19 protein-coding genes are annotated in these 21152 nt (G+C 65.5%); 14 read left to right on the top strand and 5 right to left on the bottom strand.

Translation table 11 applies throughout. The features are described from left to right. Window positions 1-471: 471 nt before the first annotated feature. Window positions 472-1230, bottom strand: coding sequence for an arylesterase (locus M2343_RS15765; RefSeq protein WP_264577359.1), 759 nt, complete (start codon window positions 1228-1230; stop codon window positions 472-474). Between M2343_RS15765 and M2343_RS15760 the strand changes: the two genes are divergently transcribed. The 4 genes from M2343_RS15760 to M2343_RS15745 all read left to right on the top strand — a co-directional run bounded on the left by M2343_RS15760 (window position 1229) and on the right by M2343_RS15745 (window position 5691). Then, on the top strand, window positions 1229-1930 hold the full coding sequence (locus M2343_RS15760) for an ABC transporter ATP-binding protein (RefSeq protein WP_264577358.1): 702 nt from the start codon (window positions 1229-1231) through the stop codon (window positions 1928-1930). The genes M2343_RS15765 and M2343_RS15760 overlap by 2 nt on opposite strands. 8 nt (window positions 1931-1938) lie before the next feature. Then, on the top strand, window positions 1939-4476 hold the full coding sequence (locus M2343_RS15755) for an ABC transporter permease (RefSeq protein WP_264577357.1): 2538 nt from the start codon (window positions 1939-1941) through the stop codon (window positions 4474-4476). 140 nt (window positions 4477-4616) lie between these two features. Beyond that, window positions 4617-5207 carry a JAB domain-containing protein gene (locus tag M2343_RS15750; protein ID WP_264603905.1) on the top strand — a complete coding sequence of 197 codons (591 nt, stop codon included), beginning with the start codon at window positions 4617-4619 and terminating at the stop codon, window positions 5205-5207. A 142-nt stretch (window positions 5208-5349) separates the two neighbouring features. Beyond that, the gene (locus tag M2343_RS15745) at window positions 5350-5691 is read left to right on the top strand and encodes a hypothetical protein (protein ID WP_264577355.1); all 342 of its coding nucleotides are present in this window, start codon (window positions 5350-5352) and stop codon (window positions 5689-5691) included. Window positions 5692-5784: 93 nt separating this feature from the next. Here the strand turns inward: M2343_RS15745 and M2343_RS15740 are convergent, their stop codons facing one another. Beyond that, window positions 5785-6915: an alanine--glyoxylate aminotransferase family protein gene (locus M2343_RS15740; RefSeq protein WP_264577354.1), complete on the bottom strand. Its 1131-nt coding sequence runs from the start codon at window positions 6913-6915 to the stop codon at window positions 5785-5787. Window positions 6916-7472: 557 nt separating this feature from the next. On the opposite strand from M2343_RS15740, the gene M2343_RS15735 reads away from it, so the two are divergent. Both M2343_RS15735 and M2343_RS15730 read left to right on the top strand, forming a co-directional pair. Further along, window positions 7473-7784, top strand: coding sequence for a hypothetical protein (locus tag M2343_RS15735; protein WP_264603904.1), 312 nt, complete (start codon window positions 7473-7475; stop codon window positions 7782-7784). Then, window positions 7777-8592: a ferredoxin--NADP reductase gene (locus M2343_RS15730; RefSeq protein ID WP_264577352.1), complete on the top strand. Its 816-nt coding sequence runs from the start codon at window positions 7777-7779 to the stop codon at window positions 8590-8592. Before M2343_RS15735 ends, M2343_RS15730 begins: the two co-directional genes overlap by 8 nt. Before the next feature lie 159 nt (window positions 8593-8751). Here the strand turns inward: M2343_RS15730 and bla are convergent, their stop codons facing one another. Next, window positions 8752-9648, bottom strand: a complete 897-nt coding sequence (bla, locus tag M2343_RS15725) for a class A beta-lactamase (RefSeq protein ID WP_264577351.1) — start codon at window positions 9646-9648, stop codon at window positions 8752-8754. Window positions 9649-9793: 145 nt separating this feature from the next. Between bla and mbhE the strand changes: the two genes are divergently transcribed. The 7 genes from mbhE to M2343_RS15690 all read left to right on the top strand — a co-directional run bounded on the left by mbhE (window position 9794) and on the right by M2343_RS15690 (window position 16132). Beyond that, window positions 9794-12523, top strand: coding sequence for a hydrogen gas-evolving membrane-bound hydrogenase subunit E (gene mbhE, locus M2343_RS15720; RefSeq protein ID WP_264577350.1), 2730 nt, complete (start codon window positions 9794-9796; stop codon window positions 12521-12523). Then, window positions 12520-12900 carry a sodium:proton antiporter gene (locus tag M2343_RS15715; RefSeq protein WP_264573620.1) on the top strand — a complete coding sequence of 127 codons (381 nt, stop codon included), beginning with the start codon at window positions 12520-12522 and terminating at the stop codon, window positions 12898-12900. Before mbhE ends, M2343_RS15715 begins: the two co-directional genes overlap by 4 nt. Further along, entirely contained in the window at window positions 12893-14377 is a 1485-nt protein-coding gene (locus tag M2343_RS15710; RefSeq protein WP_264577349.1) for a complex I subunit 5 family protein, read from the top strand. Before M2343_RS15715 ends, M2343_RS15710 begins: the two co-directional genes overlap by 8 nt. Next, window positions 14374-14709 (top strand): Na+/H+ antiporter subunit E, encoded by a 336-nt coding sequence (locus tag M2343_RS15705; protein ID WP_264577348.1) that lies wholly within the window; start codon window positions 14374-14376, stop codon window positions 14707-14709. The genes M2343_RS15710 and M2343_RS15705 overlap by 4 nt, the downstream gene beginning before the upstream one ends. Next, a complete protein-coding gene (locus M2343_RS15700) occupies window positions 14706-14981 on the top strand; it encodes a monovalent cation/H+ antiporter complex subunit F (protein ID WP_264577347.1) in 276 nt (91 codons plus the stop codon). Before M2343_RS15705 ends, M2343_RS15700 begins: the two co-directional genes overlap by 4 nt. Beyond that, window positions 14978-15337, top strand: a complete 360-nt coding sequence (gene mnhG, locus M2343_RS15695; protein WP_264577346.1) for a monovalent cation/H(+) antiporter subunit G — start codon at window positions 14978-14980, stop codon at window positions 15335-15337. The genes M2343_RS15700 and mnhG overlap by 4 nt, the downstream gene beginning before the upstream one ends. Window positions 15338-15523: 186 nt before the next feature. After that, complete coding sequence (locus M2343_RS15690) at window positions 15524-16132, top strand: outer membrane protein (RefSeq protein ID WP_264577345.1); 609 nt, start codon at window positions 15524-15526, stop codon at window positions 16130-16132. A gap of 92 nt (window positions 16133-16224) precedes the next feature. On the opposite strand, the gene M2343_RS15685 is transcribed toward M2343_RS15690, so the two are convergent. Together M2343_RS15685 and ybaL are read right to left on the bottom strand one after the other, a co-directional pair. Continuing rightward, the gene (locus M2343_RS15685) at window positions 16225-17091 is read right to left on the bottom strand and encodes a class I SAM-dependent methyltransferase (RefSeq protein ID WP_264577344.1); all 867 of its coding nucleotides are present in this window, start codon (window positions 17089-17091) and stop codon (window positions 16225-16227) included. Between the two features lie 113 nt (window positions 17092-17204). After that, complete coding sequence (gene ybaL, locus M2343_RS15680; protein WP_264577343.1) at window positions 17205-18857, bottom strand: YbaL family putative K(+) efflux transporter; 1653 nt, start codon at window positions 18855-18857, stop codon at window positions 17205-17207. A gap of 306 nt (window positions 18858-19163) precedes the next feature. On the opposite strand from ybaL, the gene typA reads away from it, so the two are divergent. After that, the gene (gene typA / locus M2343_RS15675; RefSeq protein ID WP_264577342.1) at window positions 19164-20996 is read left to right on the top strand and encodes a translational GTPase TypA; all 1833 of its coding nucleotides are present in this window, start codon (window positions 19164-19166) and stop codon (window positions 20994-20996) included. The last annotated feature ends 156 nt before the right edge of the window (window positions 20997-21152 follow it).

Here is a 21152-nt window from a genome sequence, read left to right as displayed (position 1 = left end):
CTCCAGATATTGCCACTCATTCTTTTTGCATTACAAAGAAGGAGGCGGAGTCGATTACTGTAAAATCTCTTCTATTCCATCGCTACCCTGCCGCACCAAAACACTTTGATAGCGCTGTAATGGAGAAAGGTCGTATTACCGGATTTACACGAGTTGACACACCAGAACGTGAGATCAAGGGAATCCCCGTAGAAGTAAATGACCACTACGGTGATAGCAGCGTCACAGTCACCGAAACCATGCGGCTATATGGGTACGAAATAATAAGGACCTTCACTGGACGCCGCTTAGGCCCTTGTTAGCCTGCGCCCTCGCCTCACGTCTATCGGTCGAGAAATGACGCTGCGGATCATCTTGCAGTCGAGATCAATTCAGTCTCGTGCCATGGATGCTGAAACAAGTTCAGCATGACGCGCATGGGATTATGGGGATGCCGTGCGTGGAGTGGCGGAACCGTCGCGCGGGTGCGCTCTACTCCCCCTCCCCCTTCAACACCCCCGCCACCAGCGGCCCAACCCGCCCCACAATCGTCTCCACGCCTTGCGGATTGGGGTGGATGCCGTCGGGGAGCATGAGGGTGCGGTTGCCGATCACGCCATCGAGGAAGAAGGGGTAGAGCGGCGCGTCGTACTTCTTCGCGAGATCGGTGAAGATCGGATCGAAGGCCTTGGCGTAGTCCGCGCCCATATTGGGGGCGGAGACCATGCCGGTGAGCATGATGGGGATGCCGCGCTTTTGCAGCTCGGCGAGGATCGCATCGAGATTGGCGCGGGTTTCCTTTGGCTCCAGGCCGCGCAGCATGTCGTTGCCGCCGAGGCCGACGATCACGAGATCCGGCTTGCGCTCCAGCCCGTCGAGCGTGAAGGCGAGGCGCTGGCGGCCGGCTGCGGTGGTATCGCCCGAGACGCCGGCATTGACCACCTGCGCGGGCACGCCCTGCCCCCCCAGCGCGCGCTCCAGCACCGGGGCAAAGCCCTCGCGTGGCCCAAGATTATAGCCGGCGTAGAGGCTATCCCCGAACACCACGACCAGCTTGCGGTCCGCGACCGGGGCGCTGCGGGCGTCAGGGCCATTTGCCGTATTGGAGAGGGCTGCGGCGGCGTTATTGCCGGCACCAGCACCCCCCTGAGTGTCGGGAGTTTGTGGAGAACAGGCGAGCAGTGCTTGGACAAGCAGCAGTGAGACACCATAACGAGTAAACGTCTTTGCCACGCGAGGCCCTTTCCGCATGCATGCACCCATCGATGCCTCCCATATCGCCATCCGCGCCCGCAATGTCACCCTCTCGCTCGGCACGGGCGAGGCGAAGGTGGATATCCTCAAGGGCGTGGACCTGGACATAATGCGCGGGGAGAGCATTGCGATCCTCGGCGCCTCGGGATCGGGCAAGTCCTCGCTGATGGCGGTGCTCTCCGGCCTGGAGCAGGCGAGCAGCGGTAGCGTGAGCGTGGCAGGCACGGATTTCAGCACGCTGGATGAGGACGGGCTGGCGCGCGCGCGGCGCGGCCAGATCGGCATCGTGCTGCAGGCCTTCCACCTGCTGCCGACGATGACGGCGGTGGAGAATGTCGCCGTGCCGCTGGAGCTGGCGGGGCTTGAGGACGCCTTTGCGCGAGCGCGCGCGGAGCTGACGGCGGTGGGTCTCGGGCATCGCGTCGACCATTATCCCGCCCAGCTTTCCGGCGGGGAGCAGCAGCGCGTGGCGATTGCGCGCGCGGTGGCGCCGGGGCCGCAGATCATCTTTGCCGATGAGCCGACGGGCAATCTGGACGGGCACACCGGCGCGGCGATCATCGACCTGCTCTTCACCCGGCAGCAGGCGAGCGGGGCGACGCTGATCATCATCACCCACGACCCCGATCTTGCGCAGCGGTGCGACCGCATCGTGGAAATGCGCGACGGGCTGATCGTGGAGGGCGCCCACGCATGACCACGCGCATGAGGGCTTTGAGCTTGCGGGCGAGCTGGTCGATTGCCCGGCGCGACCTGAATGCGGGCCTGCGCGGGCTGCGGCTGCTGTTCGTCTGCCTGTTCCTCGGCGTAGCGACGCTGGCGGCGATCGGCAGCCTGACGACCTCCATCACCAGCGAGATCAGCGCCCGCGGGCAGACGATCCTGGGCGGCGATATCGAGGCGCGGATGAGCCAGCGCGAGGCGAGCGAGGCCGAGAAGCAGTCGCTGCGCGCGCTGGGCACGATGAGCGAGACGATCCGGCTGCGGGCGATGGCGAATGCGGTTGGGGCCAATGCCGTGGGGTCCGGCGATACCGATGGTCCGGCTGCGGTTCTGACCGAACTCAAGGGCGTCGACGGCGCCTATCCGCTCTATGGCGACCTGCTGCTGCGCGAAGGGACTTATGCCCCGCTTGCCGCCGACCGCATCCTGATCGGCGAGGCGTTGGCCGAGCGTCTGCAGGTCAAACCGGGCGATGCGCTACGCTATGGCACCGCGACCTTCACCATCGCCGGCATCATCGCCGAGGAGCCGGACCGGGTGGGCGAAGGCTTTACGCTCGGGCCGGTCGCCATCGTCTCGCTCGACGGGCTGCGGCGCACGGGGCTGATCCAGCCGGGCAGCCTCTATGAGAGCAAATATCGCGTGCGCGTGGCGCCGGGCACCGATGTCGAGGCGCTGCGCAAGCGGCTGGAGGACGAGCAGGCCGAGGCGGGCTGGTCGTTCCGCGACCGGGAGAATGCGGCGCCGGGCACCAGTCGCTTCATTGAGCGCATGGGGCAGTTCCTCTCGCTCATCGGCCTCACCGCGCTGGTGATCGCGGGCATCGGGGTGAGCAATGGCGTCTCCTCTTACCTTGCGATCAAGCGCGGCGGCATCGCGACCTTCAAGGTGCTGGGGGCGACGTCTGCGGATATCGAGCGCATCTACCTGATGCAGATCGGCACCGTGGCGGCGATTGCCATTGCCTGCGGGCTGATCGCGGGCGCGCTGCTGCCGCCGGCGCTGATTGCCGTGCTGGGCGATGTGCTGCCGGTGCAGCCGGGCTTCCGTATCCATCCGCTGCCGCTGATCACCAGCGCGGCTTATGGCCTGCTGATCGCCTATATCTTCACCCTGCCGCCACTGGACCGCGCGCGTACGCTGCCGGTCGCCGCGATCCTGCGCGCGCATGTCGAGCCGCGCAGCCGGCTGGACCGGCGCAGCGTGGCGGGCGTGGTGCTGGGCGTGATGGCGGTGCTCGCGATTGCGCTGGGCACGGCGCGCGAGTCCCTGTTCTCCGCCGCAGTGCTGGGCGCGACGGCGGCGGTGCTCGGCCTGCTGCTGCTGCTCGGCTGGGGGATCAGCGCGATTGCCCGGCGCGTGCCGCGCCCGCGCCGGCCGCTCTGGCGCCTCGCCATCGCCAATCTGTATCGCCCCGGCGCCCAGACCAGCGCGCTGGTGATCGCGCTGGGGCTGGCGCTCACGCTGTTCGTCACGCTGGCCGGCGTGCAGACCAGCCTCACCGCCGAGATCGACCGGACGGTACCCAAGAAGGCGCCCAACCAGTTCGTGCTCGATATCCCGTCCGATCAGGAAGCGCGCTTCCGGCAGATCGTGGCGCAAGAGGCGCCGGCGGCGGAGCTGAACGTGGTGCCGGCACTGCGCGGGCGCATCGTGGCTTATGTCGGGCAGCGCGTCGCCGACATGGAGGAACTGCCCGAGGGCGCGTGGTTCCTGCGCGGCGAACGTGGCGTGACCTATAGCGCGACCCTGCCGGAAGGGAGCGATCTGGTCGCCGGGCAATGGTGGGCGCCCGATTATGCCGGGCCGCCGCTCATCTCGCTGGACGAGGAAGCGGCGAAGACGCTCAACCTCAAGATCGGCGACAGCATGACGGTGAGCGTGCTCGGCCGCGAGATCGAAGCCAAAATCGCCTCGCTGCGCAAGGTGAACTGGGACAGCATGGGGTTCAACTATGTCATGGTCTTCTCGCCCAGCGCTCTGGCGAGCGCGCCGCACAGCCTCACCGCCACCATCACCATGGACGAGGCGCAAGGCGCGGGCGTGACGCGCGCGCTGCTCGCCGCCTTCCCGGGCGTCTCGGTGATCGCGGTGGCCGAAGTGGTCGAGCAGATCAGCGGGCTGCTGGAGCAGATGTCCGGCGCCATCGTGGCGGCGGCCTCCATCGCCATCTTCGCGGGCGTTGCGGTGCTGATCGGCGCCATCGCTGCCTCGCGGCAAGCGCGCAGCTATGACAGCGTGATTCTCAAGACGCTGGGCGCGACGCGCTGGCAGATCCTCGGCACGCAGGCCATGGAATATGCCCTGCTCGCCGCCACGCTGGCGCTGGTTTCGCTGGCGCTGGGCATGGGCGCGGCCTGGTATGTTATCGTGCAGGTCTTCGAATTCGGCTGGGCACCGGACTGGGGCGTGGTGCTGGCGACACTGGCGGGCGGCGCGATCATCACGCTGGGCATCGGGCTGGCCGGATCGATCCCACTGATGTCGCTGCGGCCCTCGCGGGCCCTGCGGGAATTGTAAGAGTCCGGAATTTTGTCCACAACTTATGTAGACTTGTAGACACAAGTCCGCTTTACAGGCACCTATGGTCCAAATTATGGTTAATGCATCTCAGAAGCATGACCATTTAACGGATCATCAAACGGCCGATGAAGCATTCCTTGAGCCATTTGACAGGTCTTTTTGCGCTCTACGGCCTGCCGCGGCCATGGGCGATCGCAAAGCAGCTTTCGAGGCAATTCGCCTCGCTGGCTGAGTTGGTCCACGCTCCACCGGACGTCCTCAAATTGCGGGGCGCTTCGGAGGCGCAGATACGCGCGATCAAGGACTTTCGGAGCCTTCATCTCAGCGTGCTGGCATCCGAAGCGTTGAAGACCACGCAGCCCCTCGATGTCGAAAAGTTGAAGCGTCACCTTGCTGCGGAAATCGGGCATTGCCGGATCGAGCACTTCCATGTGGTCTATCTGAGCCAGCTCAAACACGTCATCGAGAGCCGTACTCATTGGTCCGGGGGATATGACAGCACCCCGGTCTATGTCCGCGAAATCGTCATGACCGCGATCATCCTCGGGGCGGCGCACATCATTCTTGCCCACAACCACCCCTCCGGCATCGCCGAACCCAGCAAGGCCGACCGGATCATGACGGACCAAATCTGCAAAGCGGCGCACCCCTTGGACATTCATGTCGCAGACCACTGGGTTTTTGCCGGTCAGGCCGTCTTCAGCTTCGCCGGACACGGCCTGTTGTAGCGGGCGGGGTTGCGGCAATGGCTCGCAGGCCTGGCACGGCTGAAGGAAGCGGCTTCAGGCCATGTCGGCTGGCAGAACCTGCTGGGGATGCAGTCAGTCCACTTTGATGCTCTGTGGCCCACAGCAATATCTCAGAAAAGGCATGGGCAGTGAACATAGTGATCGCTATGATCGGCTTATGGAAAGCCCAGAAGACCGTGTGGGCTATGACCGCCAGCCTCCAGAGGAGGGCATTCCGAAAGATCGAAGTCGTTGGCTGCTGTTAATCAAAGAAATGCGGGCCGCCCATAGTTGCGGCATTTATGAAGCCGAGTGCCGGGCTTTGCAGCAGCCTGCCTGGAAACGATGGGTCGCGCGCCAAATCAATCATGACGCCGAATGTGCAAAAATGGCGCGCAGCCATATTCGCTATAACGGCGACAGAGCTCTGATCGCGGAAGACAATGGAAAGCTGATCGTCCGCAATGGCGTGGGTTCCAAATAGGCCCCCTTTCGCTCTCACTCCGTTGAAGAGCAGCATTGATTTCCAGCCCAGTCCAACCCTCTCCTGCTGGCAGGAGAGGGCTGACGGACCAGCTCAGAACAGCTGATCGAACGCCGTTTCCAGCCGCTTGAGGCTGGCAGGCACGTCCTTGAGCTTGTCGAGGCCGAAGAGGCCGATGCGGAAGCTGCGATAATCCGGGCCTTCATCCACCATCAGTGGCACGCCGCCGGCGACCTGCAGGCCGAGCGCGGCGAAGGGCTTGCCGGTCTGCATCGCGGCATCCTCCGTGAACACCACGACCACGCCCGGCGCGGCAAAGCCATCGGCGGCGACCGACCGCACGCCGCGCTCCGCCAGCATCGCCCGCACGGCATTGCCCTGCTCCCATTGCGCGGCGCGCAGCGTCTCGAAGCCGATTTGCTTGGTTTCCATCATCGCCTTGTGGAAGGTGCGCAGCGCATCGGTGGGCATGGTGGCATGATAGGCATGGCCGCCGTTCAGATAGGCTTCCATGATGCTGTTCCACTTGGCGAGATCGATCGCGAAGCTGGTCGACTGGCGGGCGCGGCAGCGCTCCAGCGCGGCGGCATTCATCATCACCAGCCCAGCCGATGGCGGCGCGGACCAGCCCTTTTGCGGGGCGGAAATGAGGATGTCGACGCCGGTCGCGACCATGTCCACCCAGATGCAGCCCGATGCGATGCAATCGAGCACGAAGAGGCCGCCGACCTCATGCACCGCGTCGGCGACGGCGCGAATATAATCGTCCGGCAGGATCATGCCCGACGCGGTCTCGACATGCGGGGCGAAGACGACTGCGGGCCGCTCGGCACGGATGGCGGCGACGACCTCGTCGACAGGCGCAGGCGCGAAAGGCTGGTCCGCGCCGCCATTGCCGATGCGGCGGGCCTTCATCACCGTTTCTGATGCCGGGATCGATCCCGCCTCGAAAATCTGCGTCCAGCGATAGGAGAAGAAGCCATTGCGGATGACCATCACCTTTTCGCCGGTCGCGACCTGGCGGGCGACTGCCTCCATCGCATAGGTGCCGCCGCCGGGTACCACCACGGCGCGCTCGGCGTTGTAGACTTCGCACAAGGTGGCGTGGATATCGCGCATCACGCCCTGGAAAGCCTGGCTCATGTGATTGAGCGAGCGATCCGTGAAGACCACCGAATATTCGAGCAGGCCATCGGGATCGATATCGGGGCGCAGGGCGGGCATAGATGGTTCTCCTTGCTTCAGGCAGCGCATCCTGATGCTGCCCGTTCGTGCGACGGCGCTGACTCGATGCCGTGCAATCGCCGCTGGCCGCGCATAGCCGGGCATGGTGCTGGATGCCAGTTGATCCTTCGCATAACAATTCGGCGCTCGGATGAACCGAGAAATGCAGACCACGCTTGACGACGTCCGACGGGATCGGCATGACGCTGCTAATGCGATTCATTGTCATTAGTAGATCAGTGCAGTCGCGACGCCTTCACCTGCGCGAACCCCTCTTCGCGCGGCGCGGACGTTCCCGGCCTGCAGGTGCAGCGGGCCGGGGACGTCCTTCCACCGGCGATATGCGCGCTGGCCTTGCCGGCGCCAGCGCCGCCTGCCATCGCCCCTGACTGCCACGGGAGAGATTGCCCATGTATGCGTTTCTGGATTGCCCGCTTTCCTTGCTCGATCGTGGCGGCCGTCTGCTCGTCTGGGCCATGCGGCATTGGGCAAAGGCGGTCTCTTGCGGGCGCTGCCCTTGCGGCGATGTCGGCCCGGCCTTTCACAAGGCGGATCTCATGGCCGGCTTCCCGCATTTCCACATGATGATGGCCGTGCTCAACCGCCACGCGCGCGAGAAGCTGTCCTTTGCCGACGTCGATTGCCCCCGGCTCAGCGATGGCGAGGCGCTTCTGCTCAGTCTGATCCGCCTGCCCGACGGGGCACACGCGGATCAAACGCCCGCGACGGTCGCGCTTGTCGTGCAGCCCGAGGGGGCTCCGGCGCTACGTATGGCGCTTGATTCGCTCGGCGCGGCGCTACGGGCGGTTGAACTCTGGCCCGCGCTGCCCATGTTCGATCCCGCCACTGTAAGGTTCCCCAATGAATGACATGACCCATCACGGCTTCGAGCTCGAGCCGACCGGCGCACTCAGCGTGGAATCCGTTCGCTGGGTGAAGCACTGGAACGACCATCTCTTCAGCTTCGCGATCACGCGGCCGGCGAGCTTCCGCTTCCGCTCCGGCGAGTTCGTGATGCTCGGCCTGCCGGGCGAGAATGGGCGGCCGCTGCTGCGCGCCTATTCCATCGCCAGCCCCGCTTATGCCGAGGAACTGGAATTTCTCTCGATCCGCGTCGAGGATGGCCCGCTCACCTCGCGCCTGTGCAAGATCCAGCCCGGCGACGGCCTCTATCTCGGCCGCAAGCCCACCGGCACGCTGGTGATGGACGCCCTGCGGCCCGGCAGCCGCCTATTCCTGCTCTCCACCGGCACGGGCCTCGCGCCCTTCCTCAGCCTCGTGCGCGATCCGGATGTCTATGAGTATTTCGGCCAGCTCATGCTCGCGCACAGCGTGCGCACGGTCGCCGATCTGGCATGCCGCACCGATCTGGAAAGCCAACTCGCCGGCGACCCGCTGGTGCAGGATCAGGCCCTGCTGCAATTCCATTATTGCCCCACGGTGACGCGCGAGCCTTTCCGCACCACGGGGCGGTTCGATGCCCTGATCGACGACGGCACGCTGTTCCGCGGCCTGAGCGGCCCCGCGCGCCTGGACCCGGAAACGGACCGGGTGATGATGTGCGGATCGATGGCGATGATCCGCGACTTTTCCGCCCGCCTCGATGCGCTTGGTTTTGAGGAGGGCTCGAATGCCAAGCCGGGGGATTATGTGATCGAGCGGGCGTTCGTAGATTAGGTTTTAGGGTCAGAGGGTTAATCGCGAAGGCGCTTCACCTCCGTCATTCCCGCGAACGCGGGAATCCAGCTTGGACGTTGCTTCCCGGCGCAGGCGTGGAACTGGATTCCCGCGTGCGCGGGAATGACGAAATGCTGGTCGCCCACTCGCCGATGGCGATCAGGCGCTCCAGGAGACCGCGAGGGCGCCCAGCGCCTTGAGGGCGGCTTCGTCTTGCGGCCGGACATCTTCGGCGAAGGTCGGCGTCTCGACATAACCGATCACAATCAGCGGACTGCGTCCGCCCGGCGGGACCAACACCGCCAGATCGTTTGTCTTGTTGCCAACGCCCTGGCGCATCCCGGTGCCCGTTTTGTCCATGCCCTGCCAATCGGCGGGAATGCCGGCCCTGATGCGATTGCGCCCGCTCTGGGTCTGCACCATCCAGTCCCTCAGCCGGTCGCGACTGGCCGCGCTGAGCACATCGCCAAGCACGATCTTGCGCACGGTTTGCGCCATTGACGCTGGCGTGGTGCTGTTCTGCTCGGTGCCGGGCGGGATCACATTGATCTCCGGTTCATAGCCATCCAGCCGGCTCGTGCTGTCGCCAATCTCCCGCCAAAAGCCGGTCAACGCTTCCGGGCCGCCGAGCCGGCGCATGAGGATGTTGGCGGCGGCATTGTCGCTGGTGATCTGGATCGCCTGGGCCAAGGTGAGGATCGGCAAGCGCCCTTTGGAGAGATTTTCTTCCACCACGGGCGCGTAGGCGACGAGGTCCGCCTGGCTGAAGCTCAGCTCTTCCGCCAGATCGAGGCGCCCGGCGTCGCTTTCGCGCAGCGCCATTGCCGCCAAGGACAATTTGAAGGTCGAGCAGTGACAGAAGCGCTCGTCGGTCCGCCAGCCGAAGCTGCGTCCGCTGCCGGTATCGAGCACGAGCGCGCCCAGCCTGCCGCCGATCGCGCGCTCCATCGCCTGCAGGCGGGCCACCGGGTCATTCATCCCCTCCCGCTTGTCGGCACAGCCGGCCAGCAGAACACTCGCGCCCATAGCCAGGGCAAAATCGCGACGATCGATCATCCGGCTTTGATAAGCGGGACGAACCGGTTTCGCCAACCCTTCCTGACTGCGCCGCGCGTTGCCCGGCATGCTAAGCGAGAAAACTCGCCAGGACGGCCTATTGGGTGCTGCATCACAAGGCAAAACTGTGCATTAGGTTCGGTAGATGCTGACGATATTGCTGATTTCCTTCCTCGGCGCCTGCCTGATGCCGCTGCTTGCCTACGTCATTGGGCGTGGTGCGGGCATGGTGATCGCCCTCTTCCCCTTCGGCCTGCTCGCGGCGTTCGTAAACATGGCGCAGTTCGTGGAACGAGGCTGGGTCAAGGGGGAAGCGGCGGAATGGGCACCCTGGCTCGGCCTTGATTTTACGCTGCGGCTCGATGGCTTTTCCTTCCTGCTCTGCCTGCTCATCACCGGGCTGGGCGGCTTGGTGACGATTTATGCCGGCGGCTATCTCACCAACAAGTCGCCGGCCGAACGTGCCCGTTTCTTCTGCTACATCCTGCTCTTTCTCAGCGCGATGCTCGGCGCGGTGCTGGCCGAGAATCTGCTCGTCTTCCTCGTCTTCTGGGAAGCGACGAGCATTCTCTCCTTCCTCCTCATTGGCTTTGAGGGACGCAGCGCCCGCGCCCGCCGGGCGGCCCTGATGTCGCTGCAGGTGACGGCGTTCGGCGGTCTCGCTTTGCTGATGGCCGTCGCGATGATCGGCCATGTGCTCGGCACCTATTCCATGGCGCAGGCGGTGGCACGGGTTGGCGAATTGCATGACAGCCCGTGGGGCACGGCGATCGTCGTGTGCATTCTGATCGCGGGTTTCACCAAGTCCGCGCAATTCCCGTTCCACTTCTGGCTGCCCAACGCCATGCAGGCGCCGACGCCCGCCTCGGCCTATCTGCACTCGGCGACGATGGTGAAGCTCGGCATCTATCTGCTCGCCCGGTTCGAGCCGGTGATCGGCGCGGAAAGCTGGGGACGGGGCGCGCTGATCACCGTGGCCTGCGTCACCATGCTCGTCGCCGCGTTGCAGGCCCTGCGGGCGGAGAACTTCAAGTCCGCGCTGGCTTATTCCACGGTCGCATCACTCGGCATTCTCGTGCTCCTCGTCGGGTTGGACGGGCCGGCGGCATCGGTGGCGATGATCGGCTTCCTGTTCGCGCACGCCCTTTACAAGGCGGCATTGTTCTTCTGCGCGGGATCTGTGCTGCACGCGACGGGCCTCTACAGCTTGCGCGCCATGGGCGGGCTTGCCCGGCATCTGCCGCTGACGGCGCTGGCTTGCCTCGGCGCCAGCCTCTCCATGGCCGGCATCCCGCCATTCATCGGCTTCATCTCCAAGGAATTCCTGTTTCAGGCGCAGTTGGAGAGCAGTTGGGAAGTCATCCCGCTGGCCATCGCCGTGATGGTCAACGCCGTCATGGTCGGCGTGGCGGGAGTGGTGACGCTGCGGCCGTTCTTCATGGGCCGCGGCAAGGTGAACAAGGTGCAGCATGGCGAGACCTTCTCGCTCGTGATGCCCCCGCTGCTTCTCTCTGCCGCCGGCCTGTTCATGAGCCTCGCGCCGGACTGGATCACGCGCGTCGCCATTCGCCCGGCGGTCGCCTCGGTCTATGGTCGGGCCGTGGAGGTGGACCTGACCGTGTGGCACGGCCTCACGCCGATGCTGCTGCTGAGCTTTGTCGTGGTCTCCATCGGCGCGCTGATCGTGGCCTTCTGGCGCAAGATCCACATCTGGCTGCGGCAGACCAAGCAGTTCAACACCTATGAGATCGAGCCGCTGTGGGAAATCAGCCTGCGCGCCCTCATCCTCTCCTCCCGCAGGCTGACCGACGCGCTCCAGCATGGCGATCTGCGGCGCTATCTGCTGGCGGTGGTCGGCGGCGCCGGATTGCTGATCGCCTGGTCGGTGGCGAAAGCCGGCGTCGCGCCTGACATTCCGTTCCCCGACGATATTCGTCCCGGCGAGGCGCTGGTCGCGCTCATCGGGCTGGGCGGGGCCATCGCCGCTGCTCGCGCCAACACATTGCTGAGCGGCATGATCGCCACCGGCCTTGCGGGCTTTGCCGCCGCGATCACCTTTTTGATGAACGGCGCGCCCGATCTTGCGCTCACCCAGTTCACCGTCGAAGCGCTGCTCGTCGTGCTGCTCTCCGCCCTGTTACTGGCCGTACCGCTCGCCAGCCCGGCGACCCGCACCCGCGCCATGCGCAAGCGCGATGCCCTGCTCGCAACCAGCATCAGCGCGCTACTGTTCCTGGCGGTGATGGACATGGCCGCGCGCGAACATGTGTCCGCCGCCAGCCACTTCTTTGGTCAGATGAGCCTCGCGGCGGCGCACGGCCATAATGTCGTCAACGTCATCCTCGTGGATTTCCGCGCCATCGATACGCTGGGCGAGACCATCGTGATTGCCATTGCCGCTGTCATGGCGCGCTCGCTGCTACGCAGCCGGGGCAGTGAAGGGCCAGTGCCCGGTCCCGAGCCGGTCCACTTCTCCCTGCAGGTCGCCGGTCGCTGGATCAGCCTGCTGCTGCTGCTCGCCTCGCTGGTGATTCTGTTCCGCGGTCACAACCAGCCAGGCGGCGGGTTTGTGGGCGGGCTGGTCGCGGCTCTCAGCTTTGCGCTGCTGGCACTGGCTTATGGCGTCAATCACGCCCAGCGCGTGCTGCGCCTGCGCACCCTGACGCTGGTGGGCCTTGGCATGCTATGCGTCCTACTCGCTGGCTTGCCCGGCCTGATAACCGGCGAGCCGTTCCTCACCCATCTCTGGTGGGAGCCAGGTGGCCTCATCCCGGCCCTCTCGACCACGTTGATCTTTGATCTGGGCGTCTATCTCGTGGTGCTCGGCGCCGTGCTGGCCTTCCACTTCGGCCTCCAGCGGGAGGCGACGCGATGACCCTGCTCTACGGCGCTGTCGGTGCGGGCATCATCGCCTGCGCGCTCTACATGATCCTCTCGCGCAATCTGGTGAAGATGCTGCTTGGCTTCTCGATGCTGGCGACGGGGGTCAACATCCTGATCTTCCTCGCCGGGCGAATCCAGAGCCGCCAGCCGCCCATCGTGGGCGAAGGCCGGCGCACTCTGGGCGAGGCTGCCGATCCGATCACGCAGGCGTTGATCCTCACGGCCATCGTCATCGGCTTCGCGCTCACGGTGATGCTCGCCGTTTTGGTGCTGCGCGCCTGGCGTCACAGCCACAGCATCGATGCGCGCAACGTCGATTCCGCCGAAGCGCTGGGCACGCCGCAAGAGCGGGAGCTGACCGATGACTGATGCGCTGCTGCTGCCCGCGCCCGTCATCCTGCCCTTCATCGGCGCGGCGCTGGTGCTCATCCTGCGGGCGCGCATCGCGCTCACCCGCGCCATCGGTCTGCTCACGAACGGCCTGCTGCTGGTCGTCTCGCTGCTGCTGTTCGTGCAGGCCAATGGCGGCAACCTCGTCCCGCTCACCGTGTTCGGCGGCTGGCCGCACGGCATCTCGATCAGCTTCTCGGCGACGATGCCGGGGCTGGTGCTGGTGGTCGTCACGGCACTCATCGCCTTTGCCGCCGCGATCTACGCGCTGGTCGACGTCGGCCCGCGCCGCCGCCGCGCCGGCTATGACGCGCTGATGCTGGCGATGACCGGGGCGGTGAACGGCGCGTTCCTGACCCGCGATCTGTTCAACCTCTATGTCTGGTTCGAGCTGGCGCTGATCGCCGCGCTGGGCCTGCTGACGCTGGACCGCCGCCCGGCGCAGATTGACGGCGCGATCCGCTATGCCAGCTTCTCCATGCTGGCGGCGACCTTCATCCTGCTCGGCGTCGGCATGATCTACGGGATCACCGGCACGCTGGATGTCGGCGCGGCCGCCGCTGCGCTCGCCAGCCGCCCGCCCAGCTTCGCCTCCGCCACCGCCACCGCACTGCTGATGGCCGGTTTCGCGCTCAAGGCCGGGCTGTTTCCTTTCCACCTCTGGCTGCCCTCATCCTATCATACCGGACCGATCACCGCCGTGGCCGTGTTTGCCGGCCTGCTCACCAAGATGGGCTTCTATGCGCTGCTGCTGATCTTCGCCGGGATGTTCGGCATCGGCGCGGGCGGCATGGGCGCGGCGCAGATGGTGCCGGTGTTCGGCTGGATTGCGGCGACGACCGTGCTCATCTGCTGCGCCGGCGCGCTGGCCCATACGGACATGCGCCGCATCCTTGCTTACCATATCGTCGCGCAGGTGGGGTACATGACCATTGGGCTGGCGATCGCCACGCGCGAGGGGATTGCCGGCGCGGTGTTCTACATGGTCCACTCGATCATCGTGCAGGCCAATCTGTTCCTTGGCGCCGGCCTCATCCGCCGGGCGAGCGGCAGCTGGGATCTCACCCGCGCCGGGGGCATGGCGCGGACGAACCCGCTCTTTTCGCTGGTGCTCGCCGTGCCGGTGCTGTCGCTGGCCGGCATCCCGCCCCTCTCCGGCTTCTGGGCCAAGTTCATCGTCATTCGCGAGAGCTTCGATGCCGGCATGGCCTGGCTGGGCATGATCGCACTGATCGGCGGGCTGATGACCATCGTCTCCATGTCCATCTTCTGGTCCGATGCCTGCTGGAAGGAACCGCGTGGCAAGCCGGTGCGCAAGGTGCCGCTGGCGGGGGTTATTGCCATGGCGATCCTCTCCGGCGCGACCATCGCCATCGGCCTGCTGCCACAAAGCCTGTGGACGCTCTCACTCCTCTCCAGCCGCGCGCTGGCCGCCGTCAGCGGAGGCGGCTTATGAGGCCCGCCCGCCGCCTGCGCGCCGGTCTGACCCTGGTCGCGATGTTCCTGTGGGATCTCCTCGTCGCCTCGCTCGCGGTCGCCAGGATTGTCCTGTCCCCGCGCATCCGCACCGCCCCAGCGATCATCCGTGTGGAGACGGACTTGCAGCGGCCTTGGGCCGTTGCCCTATTCGCCTATTTCATGTCGCTCACGCCCGGATCGACCTGCCTGCATGTCTCCGAGGACCAGCGCAGCCTGTACGTCCATGTGCTCAACACCGCCGATGCCGCGACGACCATCGCGCGGTTCAAGCGGATCTACGAGCGCTGGATCATGGAGTTGGAGCGATGATCGATATGTCGACGCTCACCACTGTTCTCGCCGTGCCGCTGGCACTGGCCTTCCTGCTGGCCGGCTGGCGCATGGTGACCGGGCCGAGCTTTGCCGACCGGTTTGTCGCCCTCGACATGCTGACCGCCATCGCCGTCGGGTTCGCGGCACTGACCACGCTCGCGACCGGGCGCGGCGCCTTTCTGGACATTGCGCTCGGCATCTCGCTCATCAACTTCGTCGCCACGGCAGCCTTCGCCGTGTTCCTGGAACGCAAGCGGAGGCGGCAATGATGATCCTCGCCATGGCCCTGCTGATTGCAGGTACCGCCTTTCTGCTCATCGCCGCCATTGGCATCGTACGACTGCGCGATCCCCTGCAGAGGATGCACAGCGCCACCAAGGCTGGCACACTGGGGGCAACGCTGATGCTGCTCGGCGTCGTGCTGGCGGCCGATATCGCGGAGCTGAACTGGACCAGCGGACTAACGATCCTGTTCCTGCTCATCACCCTGCCCATCGGCGCGCAATTACTGGGCCGCGCTGCCTATGTCTCCGGCACGCGGCTGGAAGGGCTGGCGCATGATCCGCTCAGTGAGGAACTGGAGCGCCATCCCGGCAAGCCTGATGAGCTGACGCGGGACAGCTAGGCCTCAGCGTCCCCCTAGAACGGACAAAAATCCCAAGTTCGCTAGTGCGGAAATGTTGCCCATTTACAACAATCCGACGCCACTAGTGATGCATCGCAACCACGAGAAGGTTGACCCCGTTAACCGGGCTCCATAAGCGGCCCGTCCGCCTCGTGCAGAAGGCGAGATTAAAACAAGGAAAATACAATGAAACTTGCTGTTCTGGCTTCCGCAGCCGCCGTGATCGTTGCCACCCCTGCCGCTGCGCAGGAAGGCCCCACCTTCTCCGGCCTGAGCCTCGCGGTCCTCGGCGGCTATGACTCGGTGCGGCTGAGCGACGGCGTCGACAATGGAAGCAGCGATGATTTCGCTTATGGCGTGAGCCTCGGCTACAATGCCGATCTCGGTTCCGCCGTGGTTGGCGTCGAAGCGGAAGTCGCTGACTCCGAGGTCAAGGAATCGGTCACGGACCAGTTCGTGACGGGCGATGAGCTGTCCCTGTCAGCAGCGCGCGATCTGTACGTCGGCGTCCGCGCTGGCGCCAAGCTCGCCCCCAACGCGCTGATCTACGCGAAGGCCGGCTACACCAACGCCCGCCTCAAGGTGAGCTACACCGACGGCGTCGACTCCATCAGCGACGGCGACAATCTCGACGGCTATCGTCTCGGTGCCGGCGTTGAGTACAGCTTCGGCCGCTTCGGCATCCGTGGCGAGTACCGCTTCTCCGACTATGGCAAGCTGAAGTTCGACGATGTCGACACCGGCATCAGCATGCAGCGCCATCAGGTCATGGTCGGCCTCGTCGGCAAGTTCTGATCCAGCGATTTCGCTAAACGGGAAGGGTCGGCCTTGCGCCGGCCCTTCTTTTTTGTACGCGACATGGCCAATCCAGGCGCGCCGGTTCCGATCTAGGCGGCGACGGCGCTCACCAGCAACGCCTTGCCGGCCAGGATGACGCCTTGGCTCGGCACATGATGCGGCGCAAAGGCGGCCGCGAGGCGGGCCTGCGCCTCGGGCATCCGGTCAGGCGCGACCTGATTGCCTATGTGCATGGCCGACAGCACGAAGGTCGCGGCATCCTGCGCGCTCGCGCCGGGTCCGCCGACGGGCAGGTCGCGCAGGCACGGCGCCACCTCCATGTTTGCGAAGCCTGCGTGCGCCAGCACCTCTCCCAGCCATGCCGTATCGGCAAAGGCGAACGGGCCGGGCGCTCTGGGATCCGGCGGGGCATCGGGCGCCGGCAGCAGATCCTTCAAGGCATGCTGCATCAGCTGCATCCAGGGATTTTCCGGCGGCGCCGCCCAGACCGTGAGATCGATGCGGCCGCCGTCGCGGACCTGCCCGCGCAGATTGCGAAACGCCGCCTTGGGCCCGGCAAAGAACATCGACCCGAAGCGCGAAAACAGCCGGTCGAACGGCGCGCCGTTGATCGGCGCCGCGCCAGCGTCGGCACAGACGAAGCTGACATTCTGCAGGCCACTGAGCGTCGCACGCGCACCGCAGGACAGGATGAGGTCGGACGAGATATCGACGCCGGTGACATGCCCCTCCGGCGCCACCGCCCGGGCAATCGCAAGGCTGGTGCCACCACCGCCGCAGCCGACATCGATCACGCGCTCGCCCGGCTGGAAGTCCGCCCGAGCCAGCGCCACTGCGCCGATCGGGTCAATCATCCCCTCAAGCCGATCCAGATTGGCGAGCCAGTTGCGCCCCATGTCGCCTGCCCAGCCTTCAGCAGTTTTGCTGATCCCCACCCCGCTGTCATCGGCACCCATGCCTTTGTCTCCCGACCCATGATGCAGCCCCTGCCGTCATGACTGTTCGGCAGGCCGCTTGCTCAATAGATGACAATGTCCCGTCCCGCTGTCGAGCGGTGATACGCGCGACATCAGATGCCCTGCGCTTGCATGTTTCCGCGCAGCGCAAGCTCCAGCATCCGCGCCGCCAGTTCGCGCTCGCCCATCACGACGTCGCCGATCCCCAGCTTGATCAGATGCTCCACCTCGCCGTCCGAATGGGCCCGCGCGACGATGCCGATCCCGGGGCGCAGCGCCCGCGCCTTCTGGGCGATGGCGCCGGCATCGAACCCTTCGGGAATGGCGATGAGCAGGCTGGTCGCGCGGTCGATGCCGGCGGCTTCCAGCACCCGCCGGTCCAGCGCGTTGCCGGTCACGACCTCATGACCGTCGCGGCGCGCGGCGTCGGTCAGCTCGGCATTCGCTTCGATGACCACCAGGGGCTTGCCCCGCTCCCGCAGCGCCTTGGCGATGAGCCGCCCGACCCGACCATAACCGACCAGCACGACATGCACGAGCGTGGCGGACGGCGCGGCGACCGGCGGCGCATCGACCTTGGCCGCCTCGCTCGCGCGATGGGCGATGTAGGAAAACAGGAAGGGGTGCAGGAAGATCGAGATGATCGCGCCAGCGAGGATCAGGTCGCGCGCTTCGGACGGAAGGACGCCGAGGCCAAAACCCAGCGTGACAAGAATGAACGAGAATTCGCCAATCTGCGCAAGACTGGCCGCGACCGTCATCGCCGTCTCGCGCGGATAGCCGGATACCCGGACGATGGCATAGGCAGCGAGCGATTTTCCGACCGTGATGATCGTCACTGTCGCGAGCAGCGGCAAGGGCTGGCGAAGGATGACCATCGGATCGAACAGCATGCCGACCGAGACGAAGAACAGCACCGCGAACGCATCGCGCAACGGCAGCGTCTCCTCGGCCGCGCGCCGGCTGAGCGGGGTTTCGCCGAGGATCATGCCCGCAAAGAAGGCGCCGAGCGCGAAGGACACATCGAAGATGAAGGCCGATCCGGCGGCCACGCCCAGCGCAATGGCCAGCACCGCAAGGCGGAACAGCTCGCGTGAGCCGGTATGCACCACCCAGTGCAGCGCCCATGGAATGATCCGCCGCCCGACCAGCAGCATCAGCGCGACAAAGCCGCTCACCTTGAGGATCGTGACGAGAACCGGCCAACCGATGGCCGAGAGACCCTCGCTCTGCGGATCGAGCGCGATGCCGGCCAGCACCGGCAGCAGCACCAGCGCCAGGACCATCACCAGATCCTCGACGATCAGCCAGCCCACGGCGATGCGCCCGCGCTCCGTCTCGACCAGATCGCGCACCTGCAGGGCGCGCAGCAGCACGACGGTACTGGCGACCGACAAAGCCAGGCCGAAGATGAACCCCGAGAGCAGGCCCCAGCCCATCAGCCAGGCGAGCGCCATACCGAGCACCGTGGCCGTCGCGATCTGCACCACCGCCCCGGGCACGGCGATGCGCCGCACCGCCATCAGATCCTTCACCGAAAAATGAAGGCCGACCCCGAACATGAGCAGAATGACGCCGATTTCGGCAAGTTCATTGGCGAGGTTGGGATCGGCGACGAAGCCCGGCGTGAACGGTCCCACCATCACACCTGCGACGAGATAGCCCGCAATGGGCGAGACCCGCAGCCGCATCGCCAGCGCGCCCATGAAAAAGGCAGCGACGAGGCCGGCGACGACCGTGGCGATGAGCGGCGTGTAATGCGGCATCCTGTATAGCAGCTCCTGTTGATGCGAGATCCTGTCGCGCGGGCTGCGAGACCTGCGGCGGCCCCGACCGGGGGTTTTGCGCGGCACCGCAACCATCGCTTTGTCGCGTGGAGTGTAATGGCTTGAAGACCATGCGCAACGATGGTCATTGCCTTCAAGCACTTAGGCTGGCCGCACCGACTATGACGAGGCCGCGGACCATCCGCGTTGCTGGCCGTTGCGCCGAGCGCCGCTTTCCGCTAAGGGCCGCGAGAAATTCCGGCCGGATGACCCGTGTCGGCCGTCCACAAGCCCAGAGAGATTATCATGAGCCCCCGTCCCAACGCTCTGCGGAACGTTGCCATCATCGCGCACGTCGATCATGGCAAGACCACCCTCGTCGACCAGCTTTTCCGCCAGTCCGGCACTTTTCGAGACAATCAGCGCGTCGATGAGCGGGCGATGGACTCCAACGATCTGGAGAAGGAGCGCGGGATCACGATTCTCGCCAAGCCCACCTCCATCGAGTGGGAAGGCACGCGCATCAACATCGTCGACACGCCCGGCCACGCCGACTTCGGCGGCGAGGTGGAGCGCATCCTCTCGATGGTCGATGGCGTGGTGCTGCTGGTGGACAGCTCCGAAGGCGCGATGCCGCAGACCAAGTTCGTGACCGGCAAGGCGCTGGCCCTCGGCCTGCGTCCCATCGTCGTCGTCAACAAGGTCGATCGGCCCGACCAGCGCATCCAGGAAGTGCTGGACGAGGTGTTCGATCTGTTCGTGAGCCTCGACGCGACCGACGAGCAGCTCGACTTCCCCGTGCTCTATGCCTCCGGCCGCAACGGCTATGCCAGCACCGACCCGACCAAGCGCGAAGGCACGCTGACGCCGCTGTTCGAGACGATCGTCAACCATGTGCCGCCGCCGGCGCTGGACATCGACGCGCCGTTCACCTTCCTGGTAACGCTGCTGGACCGCGACAACTTCCTCGGCCGCATCCTCACGGGCCGCGTGACCTCCGGCACCGTGAAGATCAACCAGCCGATCCACGCACTGGACATGGACGGCAAGGTCATTGAGACGGGCCGCGCGTCCAAGATCATGACCTTCCGGGGCCTCGACCGGGTGCCGGTCGACGAAGCCCAGGCCGGTGACATTATCAGCCTCGCCGGCCTGACCGTCGCCACCGTGGCTAACACCATTGCCGACACCTCGGTCTCCGAGCCGATCAAGGCGCAGCCGATCGATCCGCCGACACTCTCCATGCGCTTTGCGGTGAACGATTCGCCGATGGCGGGCCGTGAGGGCGACAAGGTGACCAGCCGCATGATCCGCGACCGCCTGTTCCGCGAAGCCGAGAGCAATGTCGCGATCAAGGTCACCGAGAGCGCGGACAAGGACAGCTTCGAGGTCGCCGGTCGCGGCGAGCTTCAGCTGGGCGTGCTGATCGAGACAATGCGCCGCGAGGGCTTCGAGCTCGGCATTTCGCGTCCGCGCGTGCTGTTCGGCGAAGACGAGAACGGCAACCGCACCGAGCCTTATGAGACCGTCGTCATCGACGTGGACGACGAATTCTCCGGCACGGTGGTCGACAAGATGAACCAGCGCAAGGCCGAGATGACCGACATGCGGCCTTCGGGTGGCGGCAAGACCCGCATCACCTTCTCGGCGCCCTCGCGCGGCCTCATCGGCTATCATGGCGAGTTCCTCTCCGATACGCGCGGAACGGGCATCATGAACCGGCTGTTCGAGAAATACGGTCCCCACAAGGGCAAGATCGAAGGCCGCAAGAACGGCGTGCTGATCTCCAACGGCGCCGGCGAGGCCAATGCCTATGCGCTCGGGCCCCTTGAGGAGCGCGGCGTGCTGATGGTCGGCGTGGGCGAGGCGCTCTACGAAGGCATGATCATCGGCGAGAATGCCAAGCCGGAAGACCTTGAGGTCAACCCGATGAAGTCCAAGGCGCTCACCAACTTCCGCGCCAGCGGTAAGGACGACGCCGTCCGCCTGACGCCGCCGTGGAAGCTGACGCTGGAGCAGGCCATCGCCTATATCGACGATGACGAGCTGGTCGAGGTAACACCCAAGACCATCCGTCTGCGCAAGCGTTACCTCGACCCGAACGAGCGCAAACGCGCTTCGCGGTCCAAGGCCGCCTGATCCAAGGGGCGCTTGTCCAGCCGGACGAGCGCCCTTTTCTTTTGGAGAAGAGGCGGCGTGCGCCGAACGACCCCATTCCCAGTCCCGCTCGAGGGGGTTGTGCGCGCGAGGGACAAGCTCCAAACCCTCTCCCCTTGAGGGAGAGGGATGCGCAGA

The sequence above is a fragment of the Sphingobium sp. B8D3B genome (assembly GCF_025961875.1).
Lineage (GTDB): Bacteria > Pseudomonadota > Alphaproteobacteria > Sphingomonadales > Sphingomonadaceae > Sphingobium.
This window is presented reverse-complemented; position numbering and strand designations above follow the sequence as displayed.

Excerpts from the sequence above, each read along its gene's own strand:
- M2343_RS15760 (WP_264577358.1), top strand. The coding sequence starts at position 1,229 with ATGCATGCACCCATCGATGCCTCCCATATCGCCATCCGCGCCCGCAAT.
- M2343_RS15765 (WP_264577359.1), bottom strand. The coding sequence starts at position 1,230 with ATGCGGAAAGGGCCTCGCGTGGCAAAGACGTTTACTCGTTATGGTGTC.
- M2343_RS15755 (WP_264577357.1), top strand. The coding sequence starts at position 1,939 with ATGAGGGCTTTGAGCTTGCGGGCGAGCTGGTCGATTGCCCGGCGCGAC.
- M2343_RS15745 (WP_264577355.1), top strand. The coding sequence starts at position 5,350 with ATGGGCAGTGAACATAGTGATCGCTATGATCGGCTTATGGAAAGCCCA.
- M2343_RS15740 (WP_264577354.1), bottom strand. The coding sequence starts at position 6,915 with ATGCCCGCCCTGCGCCCCGATATCGATCCCGATGGCCTGCTCGAATAT.
- M2343_RS15735 (WP_264603904.1), top strand. The coding sequence starts at position 7,473 with ATGGCCGGCTTCCCGCATTTCCACATGATGATGGCCGTGCTCAACCGC.
- M2343_RS15730 (WP_264577352.1), top strand. The coding sequence starts at position 7,777 with ATGAATGACATGACCCATCACGGCTTCGAGCTCGAGCCGACCGGCGCA.
- bla (WP_264577351.1), bottom strand. The coding sequence starts at position 9,648 with ATGATCGATCGTCGCGATTTTGCCCTGGCTATGGGCGCGAGTGTTCTG.
- mbhE (WP_264577350.1), top strand. The coding sequence starts at position 9,794 with ATGCTGACGATATTGCTGATTTCCTTCCTCGGCGCCTGCCTGATGCCG.
- M2343_RS15715 (WP_264573620.1), top strand. The coding sequence starts at position 12,520 with ATGACCCTGCTCTACGGCGCTGTCGGTGCGGGCATCATCGCCTGCGCG.
- M2343_RS15710 (WP_264577349.1), top strand. The coding sequence starts at position 12,893 with ATGACTGATGCGCTGCTGCTGCCCGCGCCCGTCATCCTGCCCTTCATC.
- M2343_RS15705 (WP_264577348.1), top strand. The coding sequence starts at position 14,374 with ATGAGGCCCGCCCGCCGCCTGCGCGCCGGTCTGACCCTGGTCGCGATG.
- M2343_RS15700 (WP_264577347.1), top strand. The coding sequence starts at position 14,706 with ATGATCGATATGTCGACGCTCACCACTGTTCTCGCCGTGCCGCTGGCA.
- mnhG (WP_264577346.1), top strand. The coding sequence starts at position 14,978 with ATGATGATCCTCGCCATGGCCCTGCTGATTGCAGGTACCGCCTTTCTG.
- M2343_RS15690 (WP_264577345.1), top strand. The coding sequence starts at position 15,524 with ATGAAACTTGCTGTTCTGGCTTCCGCAGCCGCCGTGATCGTTGCCACC.
- M2343_RS15685 (WP_264577344.1), bottom strand. The coding sequence starts at position 17,091 with ATGGGTGCCGATGACAGCGGGGTGGGGATCAGCAAAACTGCTGAAGGC.
- ybaL (WP_264577343.1), bottom strand. The coding sequence starts at position 18,857 with ATGCCGCATTACACGCCGCTCATCGCCACGGTCGTCGCCGGCCTCGTC.
- typA (WP_264577342.1), top strand. The coding sequence starts at position 19,164 with ATGAGCCCCCGTCCCAACGCTCTGCGGAACGTTGCCATCATCGCGCAC.